An 18,756-nucleotide genomic window follows, 5' to 3' on the forward strand; every position below is an offset into this window, starting at 1 on the left:
TGCCCCAGACGGGCTTGGTAGGGACATCCAATTACCGGGTGACCCGCAGCACCCGGAAGCCCTTCTGGCTGGCCTGCCGCTCGACCTGCCAGCCCTGCTCGACGAGCCAGCGGTGCAGCGAGTCGCCGCCGAGGTGCCGGGCGACGACCAACCAGCCGACGCCGTCCGGGGCGAGCCGGGGCAGCCAGCGCCGCAGCAGTTCGTGCAGTTCGTCCTTGCCGATCCGGATGGGCGGGTTGGACCAGAGCTGGGCGAACGTCACCTCCGCCGGCACGTCGTCCGGCGCGCTCACCCGGACCCGGTCACCGGCGCCGATCCGCGCCGCGTTGGTGGCGGTGAGGTCGCGGGCGCGGGCGTTGACGTCGACGGCCCAGACCGTGCTGGCGGGCGCATGGTCGGCCAGGACGCAGGCGATGGGCCCGAACCCGCAGCCGAGGTCGAGCAGGTCACCCGTCGTGTCGGCGGCGGGCAGGTCGGCCTTGCGCAGGAGGACGGCGGTGCCGGGGTCGAGCCGGCTGGCGGAGAAGACGCCGCCGGCCGAGGCGAGTCGGTAGTCGCGGTCGGCGACGGAGAATTCGACCTCGCGCGCCGGTGCGTCGCTGGCGGGCTGCGCGGTGAAGTAGTGGTCGCCGGTCACGCCGGCAATTCTCGCACCGGCTCGGGCGGGCAACGACACTACCCACACCCACATTTCCCCAATATTACCCCCTAAAGGGACAATGGCTCCTACTCTGGGCGACATGGTGTATCGGTACGAGTCCGAAGAGGACGCATTCGAGGACCCCGGGCCGGGGTCCGACCTGGACGTGCTCGGCGCCGGTCCCCCTCCAGCGGCCGGCCCCTCACCGTCGCGGTTTCCCGCGCCGTCGCTGCCCCGCCCCAACCAGTTGGTGCTGCCGTCCAACCAGCCACCGTCGGCCGCTCGCGCCACCGCACCGCCGGCGGCCCCCCGCAGCCAGGTCTACACCTCGGCCCGGCCGACGGAGCCGCCCACCCGGCGCGGCGGCGGGCGGCTCTGGCAGGTGGTGATCGGCGGCGCGGCCGTCCTCGTGCTGCTCGCGCTCTGCGGTCTGGGCGCCGCCGCGCTGCTGGGGGATCGCGATCCGACGCCGGGGTCCACCCCGACGTACCAACCGAACGCCGCGCCGTCCGCCACCGCCGCGCCGCAGGATCTCGACTCGCGCGACACCGACCAGGCGCCGCTCACCGCGAAGGAACTCTTCCCCGGCAAGGAACTGAAGCTCGCCGACGGCCAGCCCGCCTACCAGGTGCTCAAGACCCAGTCCAGCGGCAGTTGTGCCGTCGCCGCCACGGACGAGGTCGCGGATCTGCTGGTCCGGCTCGGCTGCAACCAGGTCGTCCGGGCGACCCTGCGGACCCCCGACGGCGAGCACCTGGTCACCGCCGGCCTGTTCAACCTGACCGACCGGGCCAACGCCGAGCGGGCCCGGGATCGGATCCGGCAGCTCCTCGACGAGCGACAGGGCCGCTTCCGGGGGCTGACCGCCGGTGACGAGACCGATGCGCTGACCAGCGCCCCGGCCCGGGTCGGCTGGCAGGTCAAGGGCCACTACCTGGCGTACGCCCTCGTCGTCCGCGCCGACGGCAGCGCGGTCAAGTCCGGCGACACCAAGATCAGGGAAGTCCTGTTCGACATGATCGAGGCGCACCTCAGCCGGGGGGTCCTGCAACGGCGGGCCGACCTCGGCACGGCGGGACAGCCGACGGCCGTGCCCACCGAGGGCAGCGGCAGTCAGAGCGGCAGCGGAGACGACGAGTTGCCCGGCGACTGAGCCACCGGACGCGCCGACGGGTGTGCCGCCAACCCGGTGGCACACCCGTCGTCGTTCCGCGTGTGCTCGTCCACCGGTACGCCGGCGGCCTTCGCGTCGGCGGCCAGGGCGTCGAAGCCGGGCCGGTCAGCCCTCCACTGGCACGCGCAGCCGGCGCGTCAGGTCGGCACGGCGGGCGTAGTCCGCCGGATCGTCCGGGTAGCCGACCGCGACCAGGGTCAGCCCGTGCGCCGGCGCCACCGTCACCTCGCTGGACCGCTCCTTGTGGGTCAGCAGGCTGCCCGGCCACCGCACCGGCCGGCGGCCGTCGCCGGCCGCGAGCATCGCCCCCACCAGACTGCGCACCATCGCCTGGCAGAACGCGTCCGCCTGCACGGTGGCGACCAGGATGCCGTCCGGGTCACGCCGCCAGTCCAGCCGGGTCACCTCGCGCAACGTCGTCGCGTTCTCCTTGCGCCGGCAGTACGCGGCGAAGTCGTGCTCCCCCACCAGACCCTCGGCCGCGGCGTTCAGGGCCGCCAGGTCCAGCGCGCGCGGCCAGGCCAGCAGCTCGTGCCGGCGCAGCGGCTCCGCGCCGTACGGGGCGTCGGTCACCCGGTACTCGTAGCGGCGGAAGGTGGCCGAGAAGCGGGCGTCGAAGTCGGCGGGTACCTCGGTCAGCGCCCGTACCCGCACGTCGGTGGGGAGCAACCGCGCCAGCCGGCGCAGCAGCCGTCCCTCGTGCTCCCGCCACACCTCGACCGGTAGGTCCAGATGGCAGACCTGCCCGGAGGCGTGCACCCCCGCGTCGGTCCGACCCGCGACGGTCAGACCGGTCGCCGTACCCGCGCCCAGGACCAGGTCCAGGGTCTCGACGAGCACCCCGGCGACGGTCCGCCGCGTCGGCTGGGGCGCCCAGCCGGAGAAGTCCGCCCCGTCGTACGAGACGTCCAGCCGCAGCCGGATCCGCTCGTCCACCTCGTACCTCCTGTTACGGGTCGGGCCCGACACCCCGAAAGGGGTGCCGGGCCCGACACTGATGCCCGAAGGTCAGGCCTTGTTCTCCTCGGTGGCGAGGTCGCTGTCCTCGCGCGCCTCGGCGGTGTCGCCGGAGGCCGACACCGGCGCCTCGGAGTCCTGGTCGGCGTCGGCCGACTTCGGAGCGTCCTCGGCCGGGGCGAGCGCCTCGACCTTGTCCTGCTGCGCGGCCTTGCGGGCGGCGGTCTTCTTGTTCGCCTTCGGCTCGGCGACCTGAAGCTCCTCCACCAGCTCGATGATCGCCATCGGAGCGGCGTCACCCTTGCGCGGACCGGTCTTCACGATCCGGGTGTAACCGCCGGGGCGGTTCGCGTACCGGGGCGCGATCTGGTCGAACAGGGCGTAGACCACGTCCTTGTCCTTGACGACGCCCAGCACCCGGCGGCGCGAGGCGAGGTCGCCACGCTTGGCCTTGGTGATGAGCTGCTCGGCCAGCGGACGCAGCCGCCGGGCCTTCGTCTCGGTGGTCTGGATCTTGCCGTGCTGGAACAGCGCGGTGGCCAGGTTGGCCAGCATCAGCCGCTCGTGCGAGGGGCTGCCGCCGAGGCGGGGGCCCTTGGTGGGCGTGGGCATTTTTGGTGCTCCTCAGTTGTGGCGGCAGCGCGGACTAGAGCTGCTCGGTCTCGCGGTAGTCGTCGGTGTCGTAGTCGGCCTCGCCGAAGGTGTCCACGACGTGCGCCGGGTCGAAGTTCGGAGCCGAGTCCTTCAGCCCGAGACCCATCCCGGCGAGCTTCATCTTGACCTCGTCGATCGACTTCTGACCGAAGTTGCGGATGTCGAGGAGGTCGGCCTCGGTACGCCCGATGAGCTCACCAACGGAGTTGATGCCCTCGCGCTTGAGGCAGTTGTAGGAGCGGACGGTGAGGTCCAGCTCCTCGATCGGCAGAGCGAGGTCCGCCGCCAGCTGGGCGTCCTGCGGGGACGGCCCGATGTCGATGCCCTCAGCCGTCTCGTCCAGCTCACGAGCCAGACCGAACAGCTCCACCAGCGTCGAGCCGGCGGAGGCCAGCGCGGTGCGCGGGCCCATCGACGGCTTGGTCTCGACGTCGATGATCAGCCGGTCGAAGTCGGTGCGCTGCTCGACACGGGTCGCCTCGACGCGGTAGGTCACCTTCAGCACCGGCGAGTAGATCGAGTCGACCGGGATGCGGCCGATCTCGGCACCGGACTGCTTGTTCTGGGCGGCCGTCACGTAGCCCCGGCCCCGCTCGACGGTCAGCTCCATGTCGAGCCGGCCCTTGCCGTTCAGGGTCGCGAGCTTGAGGTCCGGGTTGTGCACCGAGACGCCGGCCGGGGGCTGGATGTCGCCCGCCGTCACGTCGCCCGGGCCCTGCTTGCGCAGGTACATGCTGACCGGCTCGTCGTGCTCGGAGCTGACGCACAGCTCCTTGATGTTCATGACGAGCTCGACCACGTCCTCCTTGACGCCGGGGATCGTGGTGAACTCGTGCAGCACGCCGTCGATCTTGATCGAGGTGACCGCCGCACCCGGGATCGACGACAGCAGCGTGCGCCGCAGCGAGTTGCCCAGGGTGTAGCCGAAGCCCGGCTCGAGCGGCTCGATGGCGAACCGCGACCGGGTCTCGTTGATCGACTCCTCGGAGAGGGAGGGTCGCTGGCTGATGAGCATCTTTTCTCTTCTCTTCCGGGACGCCCGCTATTTGACGTCCACGACACAAACTGTTCCGGTGGCCCGCCCGAGCGGGCGGGCCACCGCAACGAGCCCGACTACTTGGAGTAGAGCTCGACGATCAGCTGCTCCTGGACCTGCGTGTCGATGACCTGCCGGGCCGGGAGGGAGTGCACGAGCACCTTCATCTGGCTGGGGATGGCCTCCAGCCAGGCCGGCACCGTCTTCGAACCGGCCTGAGCCTGCGCCACCACGAACGGGGTGAGCTCCTTGCTCTTGCCCCGGACCTCGATGATGTCGTGCTCCTTGACGCGGTACGACGGGATGTCGACCTTCTTGCCGTTCACCGTGAAGTGACCGTGCTTGACCAGCTGGCGGGCCATGTCCCGCGAGTGGGCGAAGCCGGCCCGGTAAACGACGTTGTCCAGCCGCGACTCGAGGATCTGCAGGAGGACCTCACCGGTCTTGGCCTGCTTGCCGACGGCTTCCTCGTAGTAGCCACGGAACTGCTTCTCCAGCACGCCGTAGACGCGGCGGGCCTTCTGCTTCTCGCGGAGCTGGAGCAGGTACTCCGTCTCCTTGGTACGACCGCGGCCGTGCTGCCCGGGCGGGAACGGCCGGGACTCGAACGGGCACTTCGGGCCATCGCACTTGCTGCCCTTGAGGAACAGCTTCATCTTCTCCCGCCGGCAACGGCGGCAGTCAGCACCGGTGTAACGAGCCATCTCTCTCTACCTCTCAGACCCGACGACGCTTCGGCGGACGGCAACCGTTGTGCGGCTGCGGGGTGACGTCGGAGATCTGCCCGACCTCGAGGCCCACGGCCTGCAGCGAACGGATGGCGGTCTCCCGGCCGGAGCCGGGGCCCTTGACGAACACGTCGACCTTGCGCATGCCGTGCTCCATGGCCCGACGCGCGGCGGCCTCGGCGGCCAGCTGCGCGGCGAACGGAGTCGACTTGCGGGAGCCCTTGAAGCCCACCTGGCCCGCGGAGGCCCAGGAGATGACCGCACCGGTCGGGTCCGTGATGGACACGATGGTGTTGTTGAAGGTGCTCTTGATGTGCGCCTGCCCGTGGGCGACGTTCTTGCGTTCCTTGCGCCGGACCTTCTTGACAGCGGCTCCGGCACGAGCCTTCGGTGGCATAAGTCTGTGCGCTCCTAGTTGACATTCCGGAACCGGTTGCGGCCTGGCCTACCTCGACGGCGGCCGGCTGGAGTTCCGGTTCAGGAATTACTTCTTGCCGGGCTTCTTCTTGCCGGCGACGGTCCGCTTCGGGCCCTTGCGGGTCCGGGCGTTGGTCTTGGTCCGCTGGCCACGCACGGGCAGGCCCCGGCGGTGCCGGATGCCGGCGTAGCAGCCGATCTCGACCTTGCGGCGGATGTCAGCGGCGACCTCGCGGCGCAGGTCACCTTCAACCTTGTAGTTGCCCTCGATGTGGTCGCGGAGCTGCACGAGCTCCTCGTCCGTGAGGTCCCGAGCGCGCTTGTCCGGCGAGATGCCGGTGGCGGCGAGCGTCTCCAGGGCGCGGGTACGACCGACCCCGAAGATGTAGGTGAGCGCGATTTCCATCCGCTTCTCGCGGGGGAGATCCACGCCGACTAGACGTGCCATGTGCGGGCGTACTCCTTGTGATGTGTGGCGGAGGTGTGGACCCGTCCCACCCCGCTACCGGCCGTCCCGTCTTTCCGACGCGATGAGCGCCGGCGACCGGGATCGGTCGCTGCCCGAGCGGGCCCCGGCCTCCGACCGGGGGTCAGCCACGAAGGGAGTACGTCTTCACGTACCACTCGCGGCTGGGACGAGCATGTGTGATGTGTGTGTCGCTGAGGAACCGCGCGGACCGACGCCACCCGACCGTGTTCCGGCCGGACGGACTGAGTCAGCCCTGGCGCTGCTTGTGGCGCGGGTCGGTGCAGATGACCATGACCCGGCCGTGCCGGCGGATAACCCGGCACTTGTTGCAGATCCTCTTGACGCTCGGCTTGACCTTCACGGTTGCCTTACTTCCCATCTGGCCCGGCAACGCGCCATGCGCGAGACCGGACGTCGAAGACGGACACGGGACTTCCCGGCCGTCGTCAGGACTACTTGTAGCGGTAGACGATGCGCCCGCGGGTCAGGTCGTACGGCGAGAGTTCGACGACGACCCGGTCCTCCGGCAGGATACGGATGTAGTGCTGCCGCATCTTGCCGCTGATGTGAGCCAACACCTTGTGACCGTTCGCGAGCTCCACCCGGAACATGGCGTTCGGCAGGGGCTCGATGACCCGACCCTCGATCTCAATGGCTCCGTCTTTTTTCGGCATGTCCTCCGCTGTCCTGACGTCGATTGCACCGGGCGACCCACAACGTCTTACACGGAAATCTGACTGGAATCAGAAGACCGCGCCAGCCGCGGCTCCAGCTCCCACCGAAGCGCAGGGTGGGCATGCGGGAGTGGACGCTGTGCGCCGATCTGAAAGTGTACGCCCGCCAGCCGCCCGCCGCCAAACCACCCACCCACCCCGACCGCAGGCGCTGGTTGATCATGAAGTTATTGCCCTCGATCACGGCGTGTCGTGACAACAACTTCATGATCGCCGCGAGGGGGGTCGGGGATCAGGCGGGTGGGGTGGGGTTGTTTGGGTCGGTGGGTCCGAGCTCTCGGCGGCGCTCGCGCTCGGCCCGCTTGCGTTGGCGGCGGCGCTCGCGCTCACGTGCCTGGCGTCGGGGCTCTCCCCCGGTCAGACCCGCGACGGTACGCACCACCAGCACCGCACCCCACGGCCCAGCCACCCAGATCGGCCAGAAGTAGAGCAGTTCCGTGCTGAGCAGTGACGTCACCGCCCAGATGGTCACCACGATGGCGACCACCCGCAGGTACGGCAGCCAGACCCCGGCCAGCCACCGGGCGGTCGACCCGCGCATACCGACGGCGTCCGGCCCGCCCCCGGAGGCGACCGGCACCTCGGCGGCCGGCGCCAGGGCCGAGCGCTGCGCGGGCGTCACCGGAGGCAGATCGGTCAGCAGCATGTCCAACTCGCCGTACGTGCGCGCGGCATAGGCCCGCTGCAGCCGCTCGTCGTACTCGTGCAGGTCCAGACGGCCCTCGTTGAGCGCCACCCGCAGCCGCTCGGCAACGGCCTCCCGGTCCGCGTCCGCCGCCCGCATCTCGTCGCGCCCGTCCATGCCGGCAAGCATGCCACCGCCCCGCCAGTCCGTCCCGCCCCGGACGCCGTGCCCTTGATCGACTCGACCTCGGGACGATCGGGGTGTCCCCGGCCGTGGGACAGGGCGACCTACCGGAACCCGAGTCGATCAACCGACCGGTCCGCCCGGTCGGGAGGTGGTGGAGGCGGCCGGGAGGTGGTGGAGGCGGCCGGCTCGGCGGGACCGTCAGGGGGTGGTGGAGGCGGCCGGCTGGCGAGCCGTCACCAGGTCGCCGAGTCGAGCCCGGCCCCCGTCGAAGGCGGTGAGCACCCAGACGCCGTCCGGCAGGAGCGCCATCGAGTGCTCGACGTGCGCCGCGATCGAACCGTCCCGGGTGACGACCGTCCAGCCGTCGGCCAGCTCGACGGTACGCGGCGAGGCCATCGTGATCATCGGCTCGATCGCCAGCGCCATGCCCGGGACCAGGCGCGGCCCCTTGCCCGGCCGGCCGTGGTTGAGCACGTGCGGGTCCTGGTGCATCTCGGTGCCGATACCGTGCCCGCCGTACCCGTCGACGATGCCGTACCGGCCGCCCTTGCGGACCGCGCTCTCCACGGCGTGCGAGATGTCGGTGAGCCGGCCCTTGCCGCTGGCCGCGCCACGGGCAGCGGCGGCGATGCCGGCCCACATGGCGTCCTCGGCGACCTCGGCCATCTTCAGCAGCGCCGGGTCGACCTCGCCGACCCCGACGGTGATCGCCGAGTCGCCGTGCCACCCGTTCAACACCGCGCCACAGTCGATCGAGATGAGATCGCCCTCGACGAGCACCTGGTTCGGCGAGGGGATGGCGTGCACGATCTGCTCGTTCACCGAGGAGCAGATCGACGCGGGGAAGCCGTGGTACCCCTTGAACGACGGGACGGCACCCGCCTCGCGGATCGTCGACTCGGCGATGGCGTCCAGATCGGCGGTGCTCACGCCGGGTGCCACGGCCTCGCGCATCCGGCGCAGAGCCTCGGCGACCACGAGCCCGGCCGCGCGCATCTTCTCGATCTGGTCAGGGGTCTTCAGCTGGATGTCCAGCTGGGGACGACGCATGGAGCGATTACCTTTCGTGGCCGTTCAGCGGGGCACGTCGCGCGTACCCCGCTGTTCGCACTCTATCCGCCGCAGCGCGGCCGGACCTCAGCCGCCGTACGACCGCAGCGCGTCGATGGCCCGGGTCGTGACGTCCTCCACCGGGCCGGTGGCGTCGATCCCGACGAGCTTGCCCTGGGCACCGTAGTAGTCGACCAGGGGGGCGGTCTTCTCGCCGTACTCCCGCAGGCGGGTGGCGATGGTCTCCGGCTTGTCGTCGTCGCGCTGGAACAGCTCGGCGCCGCACCGGTCGCAGATGCCCGGACGGGTGGTGGCGTCGAACTCGACGTGCCAGATCTTGCCGCAGCCCCGGCAGGTGCGCCGGCCGGAGAGCCGCCGGATCACCTCGTCGTCGTCGACCACCAGCTCGAGGACCAGGTCCAGAGCGGTGCCCAGGTCAGCGAGGAGCTTGTCCAGCGCGGCCGCCTGCGGAGTGGTCCGCGGGAAGCCGTCGAGGAGGAAGCCCTCGCTGGCGTCTGGCTCGGCGAGCCGATCCCGGACCATGTTGATGGTGACCTCGTCCGGAACCAGCTCGCCCGCGTCCATGTAGCGCTTCGCCTCGACACCGAGCGGCGTGCCCTGGGTGACGTTCGACCGGAAGATGTCCCCGGTCGAGATCTTGGGCACCGAGAGGTGCGCGGCGATGAACTCGGCCTGTGTGCCCTTGCCCGCGCCCGGCGGGCCAACCAGAACGAGTCTCATCTACCGCAGGAACCCTTCGTAGTTCCGCTGCATGAGTTGGCTCTCGATCTGCTTCACGGTCTCCAGACCGACGCCGACCATGATGAGCACAGCGGTGCCACCGAACGGGAAGTTCTGGTACTGCTGGTTGTCCAGCCAGATGAAGAAGAAGTTCGGCAGGATCGAGATGACGCCCAGGTAGAGCGCGCCCGGCAGGGTGATCCGGCTGAGGATGAAGTCCAGGTAGTCGGCGGTCGGCTTGCCCGGACGGATGCCCGGCACGAACCCGCCGTACTTCTTCATGTTGTCCGCGACCTCGGTCGGGTTGAACGTGATCGACACGTAGAAGTACGTGAAGAAGATGATCAACAGGAAGTAGACCGTGATGTAGATCGGGCTGCTCGGGTTGACCAGGTTGTTCTGGATCCAGGCCTGGACCTTGCCCGGGTCGTTCTGGTCGAAGAACTGAAGGGCCAACTGCGGCAGGTAGAGCAGCGACGAGCCGAAGATGACCGGGATCACACCCGCCTGGTTGACCTTGAGCGGGATGTAGGTCGAGGTGCCGCCGTACATCCGCCGGCCGATCATCCGCTTGGCGTACTGCACCGGAATGCGGCGCTGCGCCTGCTCGATGAAGGTGACCGCGGTGATGACCACCAGGACCAGCGCGATGACCAGGGCGAACATGTCCCAGCCCTTGCTGGTCTTGATCTGCCAGCCCTCGCTGGGCAGGCGGGCCGCGATCGAGGTGAAGATCAGAACGGACATGCCGTTGCCGACGCCGCGGTCGGTGATCAGCTCGCCCAGCCACATGACCATGCCGGTGCCGGCGGTCATCGTGATCACCAGGACGGACAGGGTCAGCCAGTCCGGGATGCCGGTGCCCTCGGGGATGATCGGGAACTGGTCGCAGCGGTTCTGGAACAGCTGGCCGGAACGGGCCAGGGCCACGAACGCCGACGCCTGCAGCACACCGAGACCCAGGGTCAGGTAGCGCGTGTACTGGGTGATCTTCGCCTGGCCGGCCTGGCCCTCCTTGCGGAGCTGCTCGAGGCGCGGGATCACGACGGTCAGCAGCTGCAGGATGATCGACGCGGTGATGTAGGGCATGATGCCCAACGCGAAGACCGAGAGCTGGAGCAGCGCTCCGCCGGAGAAGAGGTTGAGCAGATTCAGCGGGCCCGTCGTGTCGCCCGAGATGGAGTCGAGGCACTTCTGCACGTTGCCGTACGAGACGCCGGGGCTGGGCAGCGTGGCACCCAGCCGGTAGACCGCGATGATGCCTACTGTGAACAGCAGCTTCTTGCGCAGGTCAGGCGTACGGAACGCACTGAGAAAGGCGGACAGCAACTTCTTCCTCCTGCGCGAGGCGGGCCGCCGGTGATCCCTGGCGGGTCGGGGTGCATCCCGGGCGAGTGCCCGGAATCCATGGCTGGGATGGGACTCTAACAGCCCCGTCCCGCTCCGGGCAGGTGTGCCCGGCTACATAAACCGATTCCGATATTACCGGGCGCTCAGGCCCCAGGCAGACCTAGGCGCCCGCCAGTTGCTCACAACTGGACGGGCGCCGAGGTCGTACGCCTTACAGCTCGGTGACAGAGCCACCGGCGGCGGCGATCTTCTCCTTGGCCGACGCGCTGAACGCGTGCGCCGACACCTGGAGCGCCACCCCACCGAGATCCCCGGTGCCGAGGACCTTGACCGGCTGGCCCTTGCGGACCGCGCCGGCCTCGACCAGCTCGAGCGGGCCGACCTGGCCGCCGTTCGGGAACAGCTCGGCGAGCCGGTCCAGGTTGACCACCTGGAAGACCACCTTGAACCTGTTCTTGAAGCCCTTCATCTTCGGCAGGCGCATGTGGATGGGCATCTGCCCACCCTCGAACGCCGCCGAGATGTTCTTGCGGGCCTTGGAGCCCTTGGTACCGCGACCGGCGGTCTTGCCCTTGGAGCCCTCACCGCGACCCACACGGGTCTTCGCGGTCTTGGCACCGGGCGCCGGACGCAGGTGGTGCACCTTGATCGTCATTACTCGACCTCCTCGACCTTCACGAGGTGGTTGACCGTGAAGATCATGCCGCGGATCTCGGGCCGGTCCTCCTTGACCACCACGTCGTTGATCCGCTTGAGACCGAGCGAACGCAGCGAGTCACGCTGGTTCTGCTTGGTCCCGATACCGGACCGGAGCTGGGTGACCTTCAGGCGTGCCATCAGGACGCCACCCCCGCCCGCGACGCCAGCATGGCGGCCGGCGCGACGTCCTCCACCGGCAGACCACGACGCGCCGCGACCTGCTCGGGGGACTCAAGCCCCTTCAGGGCCGCCACGGTGGCGTGCACGATGTTGATCGGGTTGGACGAGCCGAGGCTCTTGGAGAGCACGTCGTGAATACCGGCGCACTCCAGCACGGCACGCACCGGACCACCGGCGATGACACCCGTACCGGCCGAGGCCGGCTTGAGCAGCACGACGCCGGCGGCGTCCTCACCCGTCACCGGGTGCGGGATCGACTGACCGATCCGCGGGACCTTGAAGAAGTGCTTCTTGGCCTCCTCGACACCCTTGGCGATCGCCGCGGGCACCTCCTTGGCCTTTCCGTAGCCCACGCCGACCGTGCCGTCGCCGTCGCCCACGATCACCAGGGCGGTGAAGCTGAAGCGACGACCACCCTTCACGACCTTGGCGACGCGGTTGATCGCGACGACCCGCTCAAGGTGCGGGGTCTTCTCGACGGGCGCGTTTCCGCGGCCGCCCTCACGGCGGTTGTCGCGGCGACCACCCTCGTTGCCACCGGACCCGCCGCCACGGCGCTGTTGACCTGGCATCAGCAGCCTTCCTTATCTCTCGTGACGGGGTTGTTAGAACTCGAGCCCGGCTTCGCGGGCGGCGTCGGCAAGCGCGGCGACCCGCCCCGCGTACCGGTTGCCACCGCGGTCGAAGACGACCTTGGAGACGCCGGCGGCCTTGGCCCGCTCGGCGAGCAGGGCGCCCACCTTGCCGGCGAGGGCGCTCTTGTCGCCCTCCGTACCGCGCAGCGAGGCGTCCAGGGTCGACGCCGACGCCAGGGTGTGACCCTTGGTGTCGTCGACGATCTGGGCGACGATGTGCCGCAGCGAACGGGTGACGACCAGGCGCGGACGCTCGGCCGTACCGCTGACGTTCTTGCGGACGCGGAAGTGCCGACGCGCACGCCCAACGGCGCGCTTGGCGGCGACGCCGCGGCGGCGCTTGAGCAGCGTGGCGCTCACTTCTTACCTGCCTTTCCAGCCTTGGCGTAGCTGGGGCGGATGACCTCGCCCATTACTTCTTACCTGCCTTACCGGCCTTGCGGCGGATGACCTCGCCCTGGTACTTCACGCCCTTGCCCTTGTAGGGCTCCGGCGGACGGATCTTCCGGATGTTGGCGGCGACCTCACCGACCTGCTGCTTGTCGATGCCGGCCACGTGGAACAGGGTCGGCCGCTCCACCGTGAAGGTGATGCCCGCCGGGGCGGGAACGACCACCGGGTGCGAGAACCCGAGCGCGAACTCGAGGTCCGAACCCTTGGCGGTGACCCGGTAACCGGTACCGGCGATCTCCAGGCTCTTACGGTAGCCCTCGGTCACGCCGACGATCATGTTGGCGACCAGGGTACGGCTCAGGCCGTGCAGCTCCTTGGCCTTGCGCTCGTCGTTCGGGCGGTTGACGTTCAGCTGCCCGTCCTCGCCACGCTCGATCGTGATCGGCTCGGCGATGGTGTGCTGGAGCTCGCCCTTCGGGCCCTTGACCTTGACGGTCTGCCCGTCGATCGTGATGTCGACGCCGGATGGCACCGGGATCGACTTACGTCCAATTCGCGACATTTCTACCAGTCTCCCGTTACCAGACGAAGGCGAGGACTTCCCCGCCAACACTCCGCTTGCGGGCCTGCCGGTCGGTCAGCAGCCCCTGGGACGTCGAAATGATCGCCACGCCCAGCCCACCGAGCACCCGCGGGAGCCCGTCCGACTTGGCGTACACCCGGAGACCGGGCTTGGACACGCGCTTGATGCCGGCCAGGCTCCGCTCCCGGTTCTGGCCGTACTTGAGCTCGACGACCAGTCGCTTGCCGACGGCACCCTCCTCGGGCTCCTCGACCGACCAGGTGGAGATGTAACCCTCGGCCTTCAGGACCTCGGCGATGTTCGCCTTGATCTTGGAGTAGGGCATCTTCACCTGATCGTGGTACGCCTGGTTGGCGTTACGCAGACGCGTGAGCATGTCTGCGATCGGGTCGGTCATCGTCATGGATTTCGTCAGCCTTTCTCGCCGGGGTTCCCGGGGCATCAGCCCCGGGCCTACGGCGAAGAGCAATACCTAATCGGTGCAGGAGTTCCCGGCCGGAGCCGGGACGCGGTCGCCCTTACCAGGAAGCCTTGGACACACCCGGCAGCTCACCGCGGTGGGCCATCTCCCGGATGCAGACCCGGCAGAGCCCGAACTTGCGGTAGACCGCCTTCGGACGCCCGCACCGCTGGCAGCGGGTGTACGCGCGAACCGAGAACTTCGGCTTCGCGGCCGCCTTGAGGATCAGCGCCTTCTTGGCCATCTCAGTTCTCCTTGAACGGGAAGCCCAGGAGCTTGAGCAGCGCCCGGCCCTCGTCGTCGGTCGTAGCGGTGGTGACCACCGTGATGTCCATGCCCCGCTGGCGATCGATCTTGTCCTGATCGATCTCGTGGAACACCGACTGCTCGGTCAGACCGAACGTGTAGTTGCCGTGCCCGTCCAGCTTGCGTCCGTCCAGACCGCGGAAGTCGCGGATTCGCGGCAGCGCGATGGACAGCAGCCGGTCCAGGAACTCCCACATGCGGTCGCCGCGGAGGGTCACCTTCGCGCCGATCGGCATGCCCTCGCGGAGCTTGAACTGCGCGATGGACTTGGTCGCCCGCCGCACCTGCGGCTTCTGGCCGGTGATCGTGGCGAGGTCGCGGACCGCGCCATCGATCAGCTTGGCGTCGCGAGCGGCCTCGCCGACACCCATGTTGACGACGATCTTGACCAGCCGCGGCACCTGCATGGGGTTGCCGTAGCTGTGCTGCTCACGCAGCTGGGCCACGATCTCGTTGCGGTACCGCTCCTTGAGGCGCGGCATGGTCTTTTCGGTAGCCGTGGTCATCACAGGTCCTTACCGGTGCTACGCGCGATGCGGACCTTCTGGCCGTTGTCGTCGATCCGGTAACCGACGCGGGTCGGCTTGCCGTCGGAGTCCAGGACCTGCACGTTCGAGACGTGGATCGGGGCCTCCTGGGTGACGATGCCGCCGGTCTTGGCGCCACGCTGGGTGGTGCTGATGCGGGTGTGCTTCTTGACCCGGTTCACGCCCTCGACAAGGACCTTGTCCTGCCGCGGGTAGGCCGCGATGACCTTGCCCTTGGCGCCCTTGTCCTTGCCGGCGATGACGACGACCGTGTCGCCCTTCTTGACCTTCACGGTCACAACACCTCCGGCGCGAGGGAAATGATCTTCATGAACCGCTTGTCCCGCAGCTCCCGGCCCACCGGGCCGAAGATACGGGTACCGCGCGGGTCCCCACCGTCCTTGATGATGACGGCGGCGTTCTCGTCGAAGCGGATGTACGAGCCGTCCGGCCGCCGCTTCTCCTTGGCCGTGCGAACGACGACCGCCTTGACGACGTCGCCCTTCTTCACACCGGCACCCGGGATCGCGTCCTTGACCGTGGCCACGATGACGTCGCCGATGCTCGCGTAGCGCCGACCGGAGCCACCGAGAACCCGGATGCACAGGATTTCCCGAGCACCCGTGTTGTCGGCGACGCGCAGTCGCGACTCCTGCTGAATCACGTCTATCTCCTATGTCTGCCGGTTCTCCGGCCGCCGTGGCGGCCGGAGCCTGGCGGAACCTACGCCCGACGCAACGCCGGGCGAGCTCGAGCCTTCGCTACTTGGCCTTTTCCAGGATCTCCACGATCCGCCAACGCTTGGTGGCGCTCAGCGGCCGGGTCTCCATGATGAGGACCCGGTCGCCGGTGCCAGCGGCGTTCTGCTCGTCGTGCACCTTCAGCTTGCTGGTACGACGCATGATCTTGCCGTACAGCGCGTGCCGAACCCGGTCCTCGACCTCGACCACGACGGTCTTGTCCATCTTGTCGCTGACCACCAGGCCCTCGCGAACCTTACGGCGCGCGCGGGTGGCGTCGGCGGTGGTGTTCTCGGTCATGATGCAGTCACCTCAGTCGGCGCGGCCGAGAGCCCCAGCTCGCGCTCGCGCATGATCGTGTAGATCCGGGCGATCTCCCGACGGATGACCTGCAGCCGCCGGTTGTTGTCCAGCTGCCCGGTTGCGGCCTGCACGCGGAGGTTGAACAGCTCCGCCTTGGCCTCCCGCAGCTTCGTGACCAGCTCCTCCTCGGAGAGCTCACGCAGCTCGGTCGCCTTAACGCCCGCTGCCATCAGGATTCACCCACTTCGCGCGTAACAATGCGGCACTTCATCGGGAGCTTGTGGATCGCGCGACGCATGGCCTCACGCGCGATCTGCTCGTTGGGGAACGACATCTCGAAGAGAACCCGTCCCGGCTTGACGTTGGCGACCCACCACTCGGGCGAACCCTTACCGGAACCCATCCGGGTCTCGGCAGGCTTCTTGGTGAGGGCCTGGTCCGGGAAGATCGTGATCCAGACCTTGCCGCCACGCTTGATGTGACGGGTCATCGCGATACGCGCCGACTCGATCTGGCGGTTGGTCACGTACGCCGGCTCGAGAGCCTGGATCCCGAACTCGCCGAACACCACCCGGTTACCACCCTTGGACGCGCCGTGGCGGTCCGGGTGGTGCGGCTTGCGGAAGCCCTTCGGGGGCTTGCGCGGCATCAGCATCTGTCAGCCCTCCTGCTGCGTTTCTGCCGGAGCAGCAGTGGCCGCGACAGCAGCGCTGTCGACCGGCTCGCCGCTCGGCGTCTCGGCCTGCTGCGCGATGGTGGTCGCAGCAGCCCGACCGGCCTCGGTGCCACCAGCCGTGGTGCCGGACGAACCCGACCGGCCACGGCGCGGACGCTCGGGACGGTCGCCGCGCTCACCACGACGCGGGCGGGACGGACCGGCCTCGGCCGGAGCCTCCCGGCCCGGGACGGCGTCGCCCTTGTAGATCCAGACCTTCACGCCGATCCGGCCGAACGTGGTACGGGCCTCGAAGAAGCCGTACTCGATGTTGGCCCGCAGCGTGTGCAGCGGAACCCGGCCCTCACGGTAGAACTCGGTCCGGCTCATCTCGGCGCCGCCGAGGCGACCCGAAACCTGAACCCGGATGCCCTTGCAGACCGGGTTCTTCATGGCCGACTGCATGGCCTTGCGCATCGCCCGACGGAAGCTGACCCGGCTGGACAGCTGCTCGGCCACGCCCTGCGCGACGAGCTGAGCGTCCGACTCGGGGTTCTTCACCTCGATGATGTTCAGCTGGACCTGCTTGCCGGTGAGCTTCTCCAGCTCGCCGCGGATCCGGTCGGCCTCCGCACCCTTACGGCCGATGACGATGCCCGGCCGGGCGGTGTGGATGTCGACGCGGACGCGGTCGCGGGTGCGCTCGATGTCGACCTTGGAGATCCCGGCACGCTCGAGGCCCTTGGACATCATGCGGCGGATCTTGACATCCTCGCCGATGTAGTCCTTGTAGAGCTTGTCCGCGAACCAGCGGGACTTCCAGTCGGTCGAGATGCCGAGCCGGAACCCAGTGGGGTGAACCTTCTGACCCATTACTCGGCGTCCTCCGTCTTGCTCTGCGCTTCGGCCGGTGCGGCCTGCGTGGCCGGGGCGGCCTTCTTCGCCGCGGCCTTCCTCGGCGCTGCCGGCGCGACCGCCTCGACCGCCACGGTGATGTGGCAGGTGCGCTTGCGGATCCGGTACGCCCGACCCTGCGCCCGCGGCTGGAACCGCTTCATCGTCGGGCCCTCGTCCACGAACGCCTCGCTGACGAGCAGCGCGTCGGGGTCCAGCCGCTCGTTGTTCTCCGCGTTGGCGATCGCGCTAGCGAGCACCTTGTACACCTGCTCGCTCGCAGCCTGCGGCGCGAACTGCAGCACCGTGAGAGCCTCCTTCGCGGGCAGGCCGCGGACGAGGTTGACCACCCGGCGCGCCTTCATCGGCGAGATGCGCACGTGCCGCGCAACCGCCCGCGCGCCCGGAAGCACCGGAGCGTCGCCCTTTCCTGGCATCGCTGTAACCCCTTGTTCCCTCTATCCGTATGCCCGCGGCGTCAGCGCCGACGGCTCTTCCGGTCGTCCTTCTCGTGACCCTTGAACGTGCGGGTCAGCGCGAACTCGCCGAGCTTGTGCCCGACCATCGCCTCGGTCACGAAAACCGGGACGTGCTTGCGTCCGTCGTGCACGGCGATCGTGTGACCCAGCATCTCCGGGATGATCGTCGAGCGCCGCGACCAGGTCTTGATCACGTTCTTGGAGCCCTTGTCGTTCTGGACCTCCACCTTCTTGAGCAGGTGGTCGTCGACGAACGGGCCCTTCTTCAGGCTGCGAGGCATGTCTTATCTCCCTCAGCCGCGCTTACGCGTGGCGTAGCGACGGCGGACGATCAGCCGGTCACTCGGCTGGCCCTTACGGCGGGTGCGGCCCTCGGGCTTACCCTGCGGGTTGACCGGGTGGCGACCACCGGAGGTCTTACCCTCACCACCACCGTGCGGGTGGTCGACCGGGTTCATGGCGACACCACGGACGGTCGGGCGCTTGCCCTTCCACCGCATACGGCCGGCCTTACCCCAGTTGATGTTCGACTGGTCGGCGTTGCCGATCTCGCCGATGCTGGCGCGGCAGCGCACGTCCACACGCCGGATCTCGCCGGACGGCATACGCAGGGTCGCGTACGCGCCCTCGCGGCCGAGCAGCTGGATGCCGACGCCGGCGGAGCGGGCGAGCTTGGCGCCGCCGCCCGGACGCAGCTCCACGTTGTGGATCGTGGTACCGACCGGGATGTTGCGCAGCGGCAGGTTGTTACCCGGCTTGATGTCGGCGCCCGGACCGGACTCGACGCGGTCGCCCTGCTTCAGGTCCTTCGGCGCGATGATGTACCGCTTCTCGCCGTCGGCGTAGTGCAGCAGCGCGATGCGCGCGGTGCGGTTCGGGTCGTACTCGATGTGAGCGACCTTCGCCGGCACGCCGTCCTTGTCGACCCGCTTGAAGTCGATCAGACGGTACTGGCGCTTGTGACCGCCACCGTGGTGCCGCGTGGTGATCCGGCCGTGGGCGTTACGCCCGCCCTTCTTCGGCAGCGGAGCCAGCAGCGACTTCTCCGGCGTGGACCGGGTGATCTCGGCGAAGTCGGCGACGCTGGAGCCACGACGGCCCGGCGTCGTCGGCTTGTACTTACGGATAGCCATTGTCTACA

The 18,756-nt window shown here is 69.0% G+C and carries 31 protein-coding genes; 1 reads left to right on the top strand and 30 read right to left on the bottom strand.

Annotated elements, in window-relative coordinates:
* Positions 1-31 precede the first annotated feature (31 nt).
* A complete protein-coding gene (locus ACN263_RS26230) occupies positions 32-637 on the bottom strand; it encodes a class I SAM-dependent methyltransferase (RefSeq protein ID WP_422736955.1) in 606 nt (201 codons plus the stop codon).
* Positions 638-740: 103 nt separating this feature from the next.
* Here ACN263_RS26230 and ACN263_RS26235 point away from each other — a divergent pair, with 103 nt between their 5' ends.
* Positions 741-1,793: a hypothetical protein gene (locus ACN263_RS26235; RefSeq protein WP_422736956.1), complete on the top strand. Its 1,053-nt coding sequence runs from the start codon at positions 741-743 to the stop codon at positions 1,791-1,793.
* 126 nt (positions 1,794-1,919) lie between these two features.
* On the opposite strand, the gene truA is transcribed toward ACN263_RS26235, so the two are convergent.
* The 29 genes from truA to rplB all read right to left on the bottom strand — a co-directional run bounded on the left by truA (position 1,920) and on the right by rplB (position 18,748).
* Positions 1,920-2,750, bottom strand: a complete 831-nt coding sequence (gene truA, locus ACN263_RS26240; RefSeq protein ID WP_422736957.1) for a tRNA pseudouridine(38-40) synthase TruA — start codon at positions 2,748-2,750, stop codon at positions 1,920-1,922.
* Positions 2,751-2,822: 72 nt separating this feature from the next.
* On the bottom strand, positions 2,823-3,383 hold the full coding sequence (gene rplQ / locus ACN263_RS26245) for a 50S ribosomal protein L17 (RefSeq protein WP_422736958.1): 561 nt from the start codon (positions 3,381-3,383) through the stop codon (positions 2,823-2,825).
* A 34-nt stretch (positions 3,384-3,417) separates the two neighbouring features.
* Positions 3,418-4,440, bottom strand: coding sequence for a DNA-directed RNA polymerase subunit alpha (locus tag ACN263_RS26250; RefSeq protein WP_007465227.1), 1,023 nt, complete (start codon positions 4,438-4,440; stop codon positions 3,418-3,420).
* A gap of 98 nt (positions 4,441-4,538) precedes the next feature.
* The gene (rpsD, locus tag ACN263_RS26255; protein WP_088987589.1) at positions 4,539-5,165 is read right to left on the bottom strand and encodes a 30S ribosomal protein S4; all 627 of its coding nucleotides are present in this window, start codon (positions 5,163-5,165) and stop codon (positions 4,539-4,541) included.
* A 13-nt stretch (positions 5,166-5,178) separates the two neighbouring features.
* Complete coding sequence (gene rpsK / locus ACN263_RS26260; RefSeq protein WP_007073011.1) at positions 5,179-5,586, bottom strand: 30S ribosomal protein S11; 408 nt, start codon at positions 5,584-5,586, stop codon at positions 5,179-5,181.
* 87 nt (positions 5,587-5,673) lie between these two features.
* Positions 5,674-6,054: a 30S ribosomal protein S13 gene (gene rpsM / locus ACN263_RS26265; protein ID WP_007465236.1), complete on the bottom strand. Its 381-nt coding sequence runs from the start codon at positions 6,052-6,054 to the stop codon at positions 5,674-5,676.
* 268 nt (positions 6,055-6,322) lie between these two features.
* Positions 6,323-6,436 (bottom strand): 50S ribosomal protein L36, encoded by a 114-nt coding sequence (gene rpmJ / locus ACN263_RS26270; protein WP_012184307.1) that lies wholly within the window; start codon positions 6,434-6,436, stop codon positions 6,323-6,325.
* Positions 6,437-6,527: 91 nt separating this feature from the next.
* A complete protein-coding gene (infA, locus tag ACN263_RS26275; protein ID WP_007073013.1) occupies positions 6,528-6,749 on the bottom strand; it encodes a translation initiation factor IF-1 in 222 nt (73 codons plus the stop codon).
* 292 nt (positions 6,750-7,041) lie between these two features.
* Positions 7,042-7,593 (bottom strand): DUF1707 SHOCT-like domain-containing protein, encoded by a 552-nt coding sequence (locus ACN263_RS26280; RefSeq protein WP_422740832.1) that lies wholly within the window; start codon positions 7,591-7,593, stop codon positions 7,042-7,044.
* Between the two features lie 225 nt (positions 7,594-7,818).
* Entirely contained in the window at positions 7,819-8,670 is an 852-nt protein-coding gene (gene map, locus ACN263_RS26285) for a type I methionyl aminopeptidase (protein ID WP_422736959.1), read from the bottom strand.
* An 87-nt stretch (positions 8,671-8,757) separates the two neighbouring features.
* The gene (locus ACN263_RS26290) at positions 8,758-9,411 is read right to left on the bottom strand and encodes an adenylate kinase (RefSeq protein WP_282264468.1); all 654 of its coding nucleotides are present in this window, start codon (positions 9,409-9,411) and stop codon (positions 8,758-8,760) included.
* Positions 9,412-10,740: a preprotein translocase subunit SecY gene (gene secY / locus ACN263_RS26295; protein ID WP_422736960.1), complete on the bottom strand. Its 1,329-nt coding sequence runs from the start codon at positions 10,738-10,740 to the stop codon at positions 9,412-9,414. It lies immediately after the preceding gene.
* A gap of 232 nt (positions 10,741-10,972) precedes the next feature.
* The gene (gene rplO, locus ACN263_RS26300; RefSeq protein ID WP_422736961.1) at positions 10,973-11,416 is read right to left on the bottom strand and encodes a 50S ribosomal protein L15; all 444 of its coding nucleotides are present in this window, start codon (positions 11,414-11,416) and stop codon (positions 10,973-10,975) included.
* On the bottom strand, positions 11,416-11,598 hold the full coding sequence (gene rpmD, locus ACN263_RS26305; RefSeq protein ID WP_030329904.1) for a 50S ribosomal protein L30: 183 nt from the start codon (positions 11,596-11,598) through the stop codon (positions 11,416-11,418). Before rpmD ends, rplO begins: the two co-directional genes overlap by 1 nt.
* On the bottom strand, positions 11,598-12,212 hold the full coding sequence (gene rpsE / locus ACN263_RS26310; RefSeq protein WP_013288621.1) for a 30S ribosomal protein S5: 615 nt from the start codon (positions 12,210-12,212) through the stop codon (positions 11,598-11,600). Before rpsE ends, rpmD begins: the two co-directional genes overlap by 1 nt.
* A 33-nt stretch (positions 12,213-12,245) precedes the next feature.
* Positions 12,246-12,623 (bottom strand): 50S ribosomal protein L18, encoded by a 378-nt coding sequence (rplR, locus tag ACN263_RS26315; protein ID WP_172896629.1) that lies wholly within the window; start codon positions 12,621-12,623, stop codon positions 12,246-12,248.
* A 64-nt stretch (positions 12,624-12,687) separates the two neighbouring features.
* Positions 12,688-13,230 carry a 50S ribosomal protein L6 gene (gene rplF, locus ACN263_RS26320; protein WP_422736962.1) on the bottom strand — a complete coding sequence of 181 codons (543 nt, stop codon included), beginning with the start codon at positions 13,228-13,230 and terminating at the stop codon, positions 12,688-12,690.
* Positions 13,231-13,246: 16 nt separating this feature from the next.
* Positions 13,247-13,654 carry a 30S ribosomal protein S8 gene (gene rpsH / locus ACN263_RS26325; protein WP_422736963.1) on the bottom strand — a complete coding sequence of 136 codons (408 nt, stop codon included), beginning with the start codon at positions 13,652-13,654 and terminating at the stop codon, positions 13,247-13,249.
* A gap of 115 nt (positions 13,655-13,769) precedes the next feature.
* Positions 13,770-13,955: a type Z 30S ribosomal protein S14 gene (locus tag ACN263_RS26330; RefSeq protein ID WP_007073023.1), complete on the bottom strand. Its 186-nt coding sequence runs from the start codon at positions 13,953-13,955 to the stop codon at positions 13,770-13,772.
* 1 nt (position 13,956) lies between these two features.
* Positions 13,957-14,523, bottom strand: a complete 567-nt coding sequence (gene rplE / locus ACN263_RS26335; RefSeq protein WP_088987580.1) for a 50S ribosomal protein L5 — start codon at positions 14,521-14,523, stop codon at positions 13,957-13,959.
* The gene (gene rplX / locus ACN263_RS26340) at positions 14,523-14,843 is read right to left on the bottom strand and encodes a 50S ribosomal protein L24 (RefSeq protein WP_007465276.1); all 321 of its coding nucleotides are present in this window, start codon (positions 14,841-14,843) and stop codon (positions 14,523-14,525) included. Before rplX ends, rplE begins: the two co-directional genes overlap by 1 nt.
* A complete protein-coding gene (gene rplN, locus ACN263_RS26345) occupies positions 14,840-15,208 on the bottom strand; it encodes a 50S ribosomal protein L14 (protein WP_007073026.1) in 369 nt (122 codons plus the stop codon). Before rplN ends, rplX begins: the two co-directional genes overlap by 4 nt.
* 97 nt (positions 15,209-15,305) lie before the next feature.
* Entirely contained in the window at positions 15,306-15,584 is a 279-nt protein-coding gene (rpsQ, locus tag ACN263_RS26350; RefSeq protein WP_355050759.1) for a 30S ribosomal protein S17, read from the bottom strand.
* Positions 15,581-15,817 (bottom strand): 50S ribosomal protein L29, encoded by a 237-nt coding sequence (gene rpmC, locus ACN263_RS26355; protein ID WP_007465283.1) that lies wholly within the window; start codon positions 15,815-15,817, stop codon positions 15,581-15,583. The genes rpsQ and rpmC overlap by 4 nt, the downstream gene beginning before the upstream one ends.
* Entirely contained in the window at positions 15,817-16,242 is a 426-nt protein-coding gene (rplP, locus tag ACN263_RS26360) for a 50S ribosomal protein L16 (protein WP_073834927.1), read from the bottom strand. Before rplP ends, rpmC begins: the two co-directional genes overlap by 1 nt.
* A gap of 3 nt (positions 16,243-16,245) precedes the next feature.
* Positions 16,246-17,115, bottom strand: coding sequence for a 30S ribosomal protein S3 (gene rpsC / locus ACN263_RS26365; RefSeq protein WP_091402401.1), 870 nt, complete (start codon positions 17,113-17,115; stop codon positions 16,246-16,248).
* Positions 17,115-17,573: a 50S ribosomal protein L22 gene (rplV, locus tag ACN263_RS26370; protein WP_089018943.1), complete on the bottom strand. Its 459-nt coding sequence runs from the start codon at positions 17,571-17,573 to the stop codon at positions 17,115-17,117. Before rplV ends, rpsC begins: the two co-directional genes overlap by 1 nt.
* Before the next feature lie 41 nt (positions 17,574-17,614).
* Complete coding sequence (rpsS, locus tag ACN263_RS26375; protein WP_007465299.1) at positions 17,615-17,896, bottom strand: 30S ribosomal protein S19; 282 nt, start codon at positions 17,894-17,896, stop codon at positions 17,615-17,617.
* 12 nt (positions 17,897-17,908) lie between these two features.
* Entirely contained in the window at positions 17,909-18,748 is an 840-nt protein-coding gene (rplB, locus tag ACN263_RS26380; RefSeq protein ID WP_013288631.1) for a 50S ribosomal protein L2, read from the bottom strand.
* Positions 18,749-18,756: the final 8 nt, after the last annotated feature.

The organism is Micromonospora sp. WMMD729 (genome assembly GCF_049315225.1).
GTDB lineage: Bacteria > Actinomycetota > Actinomycetes > Mycobacteriales > Micromonosporaceae > Micromonospora.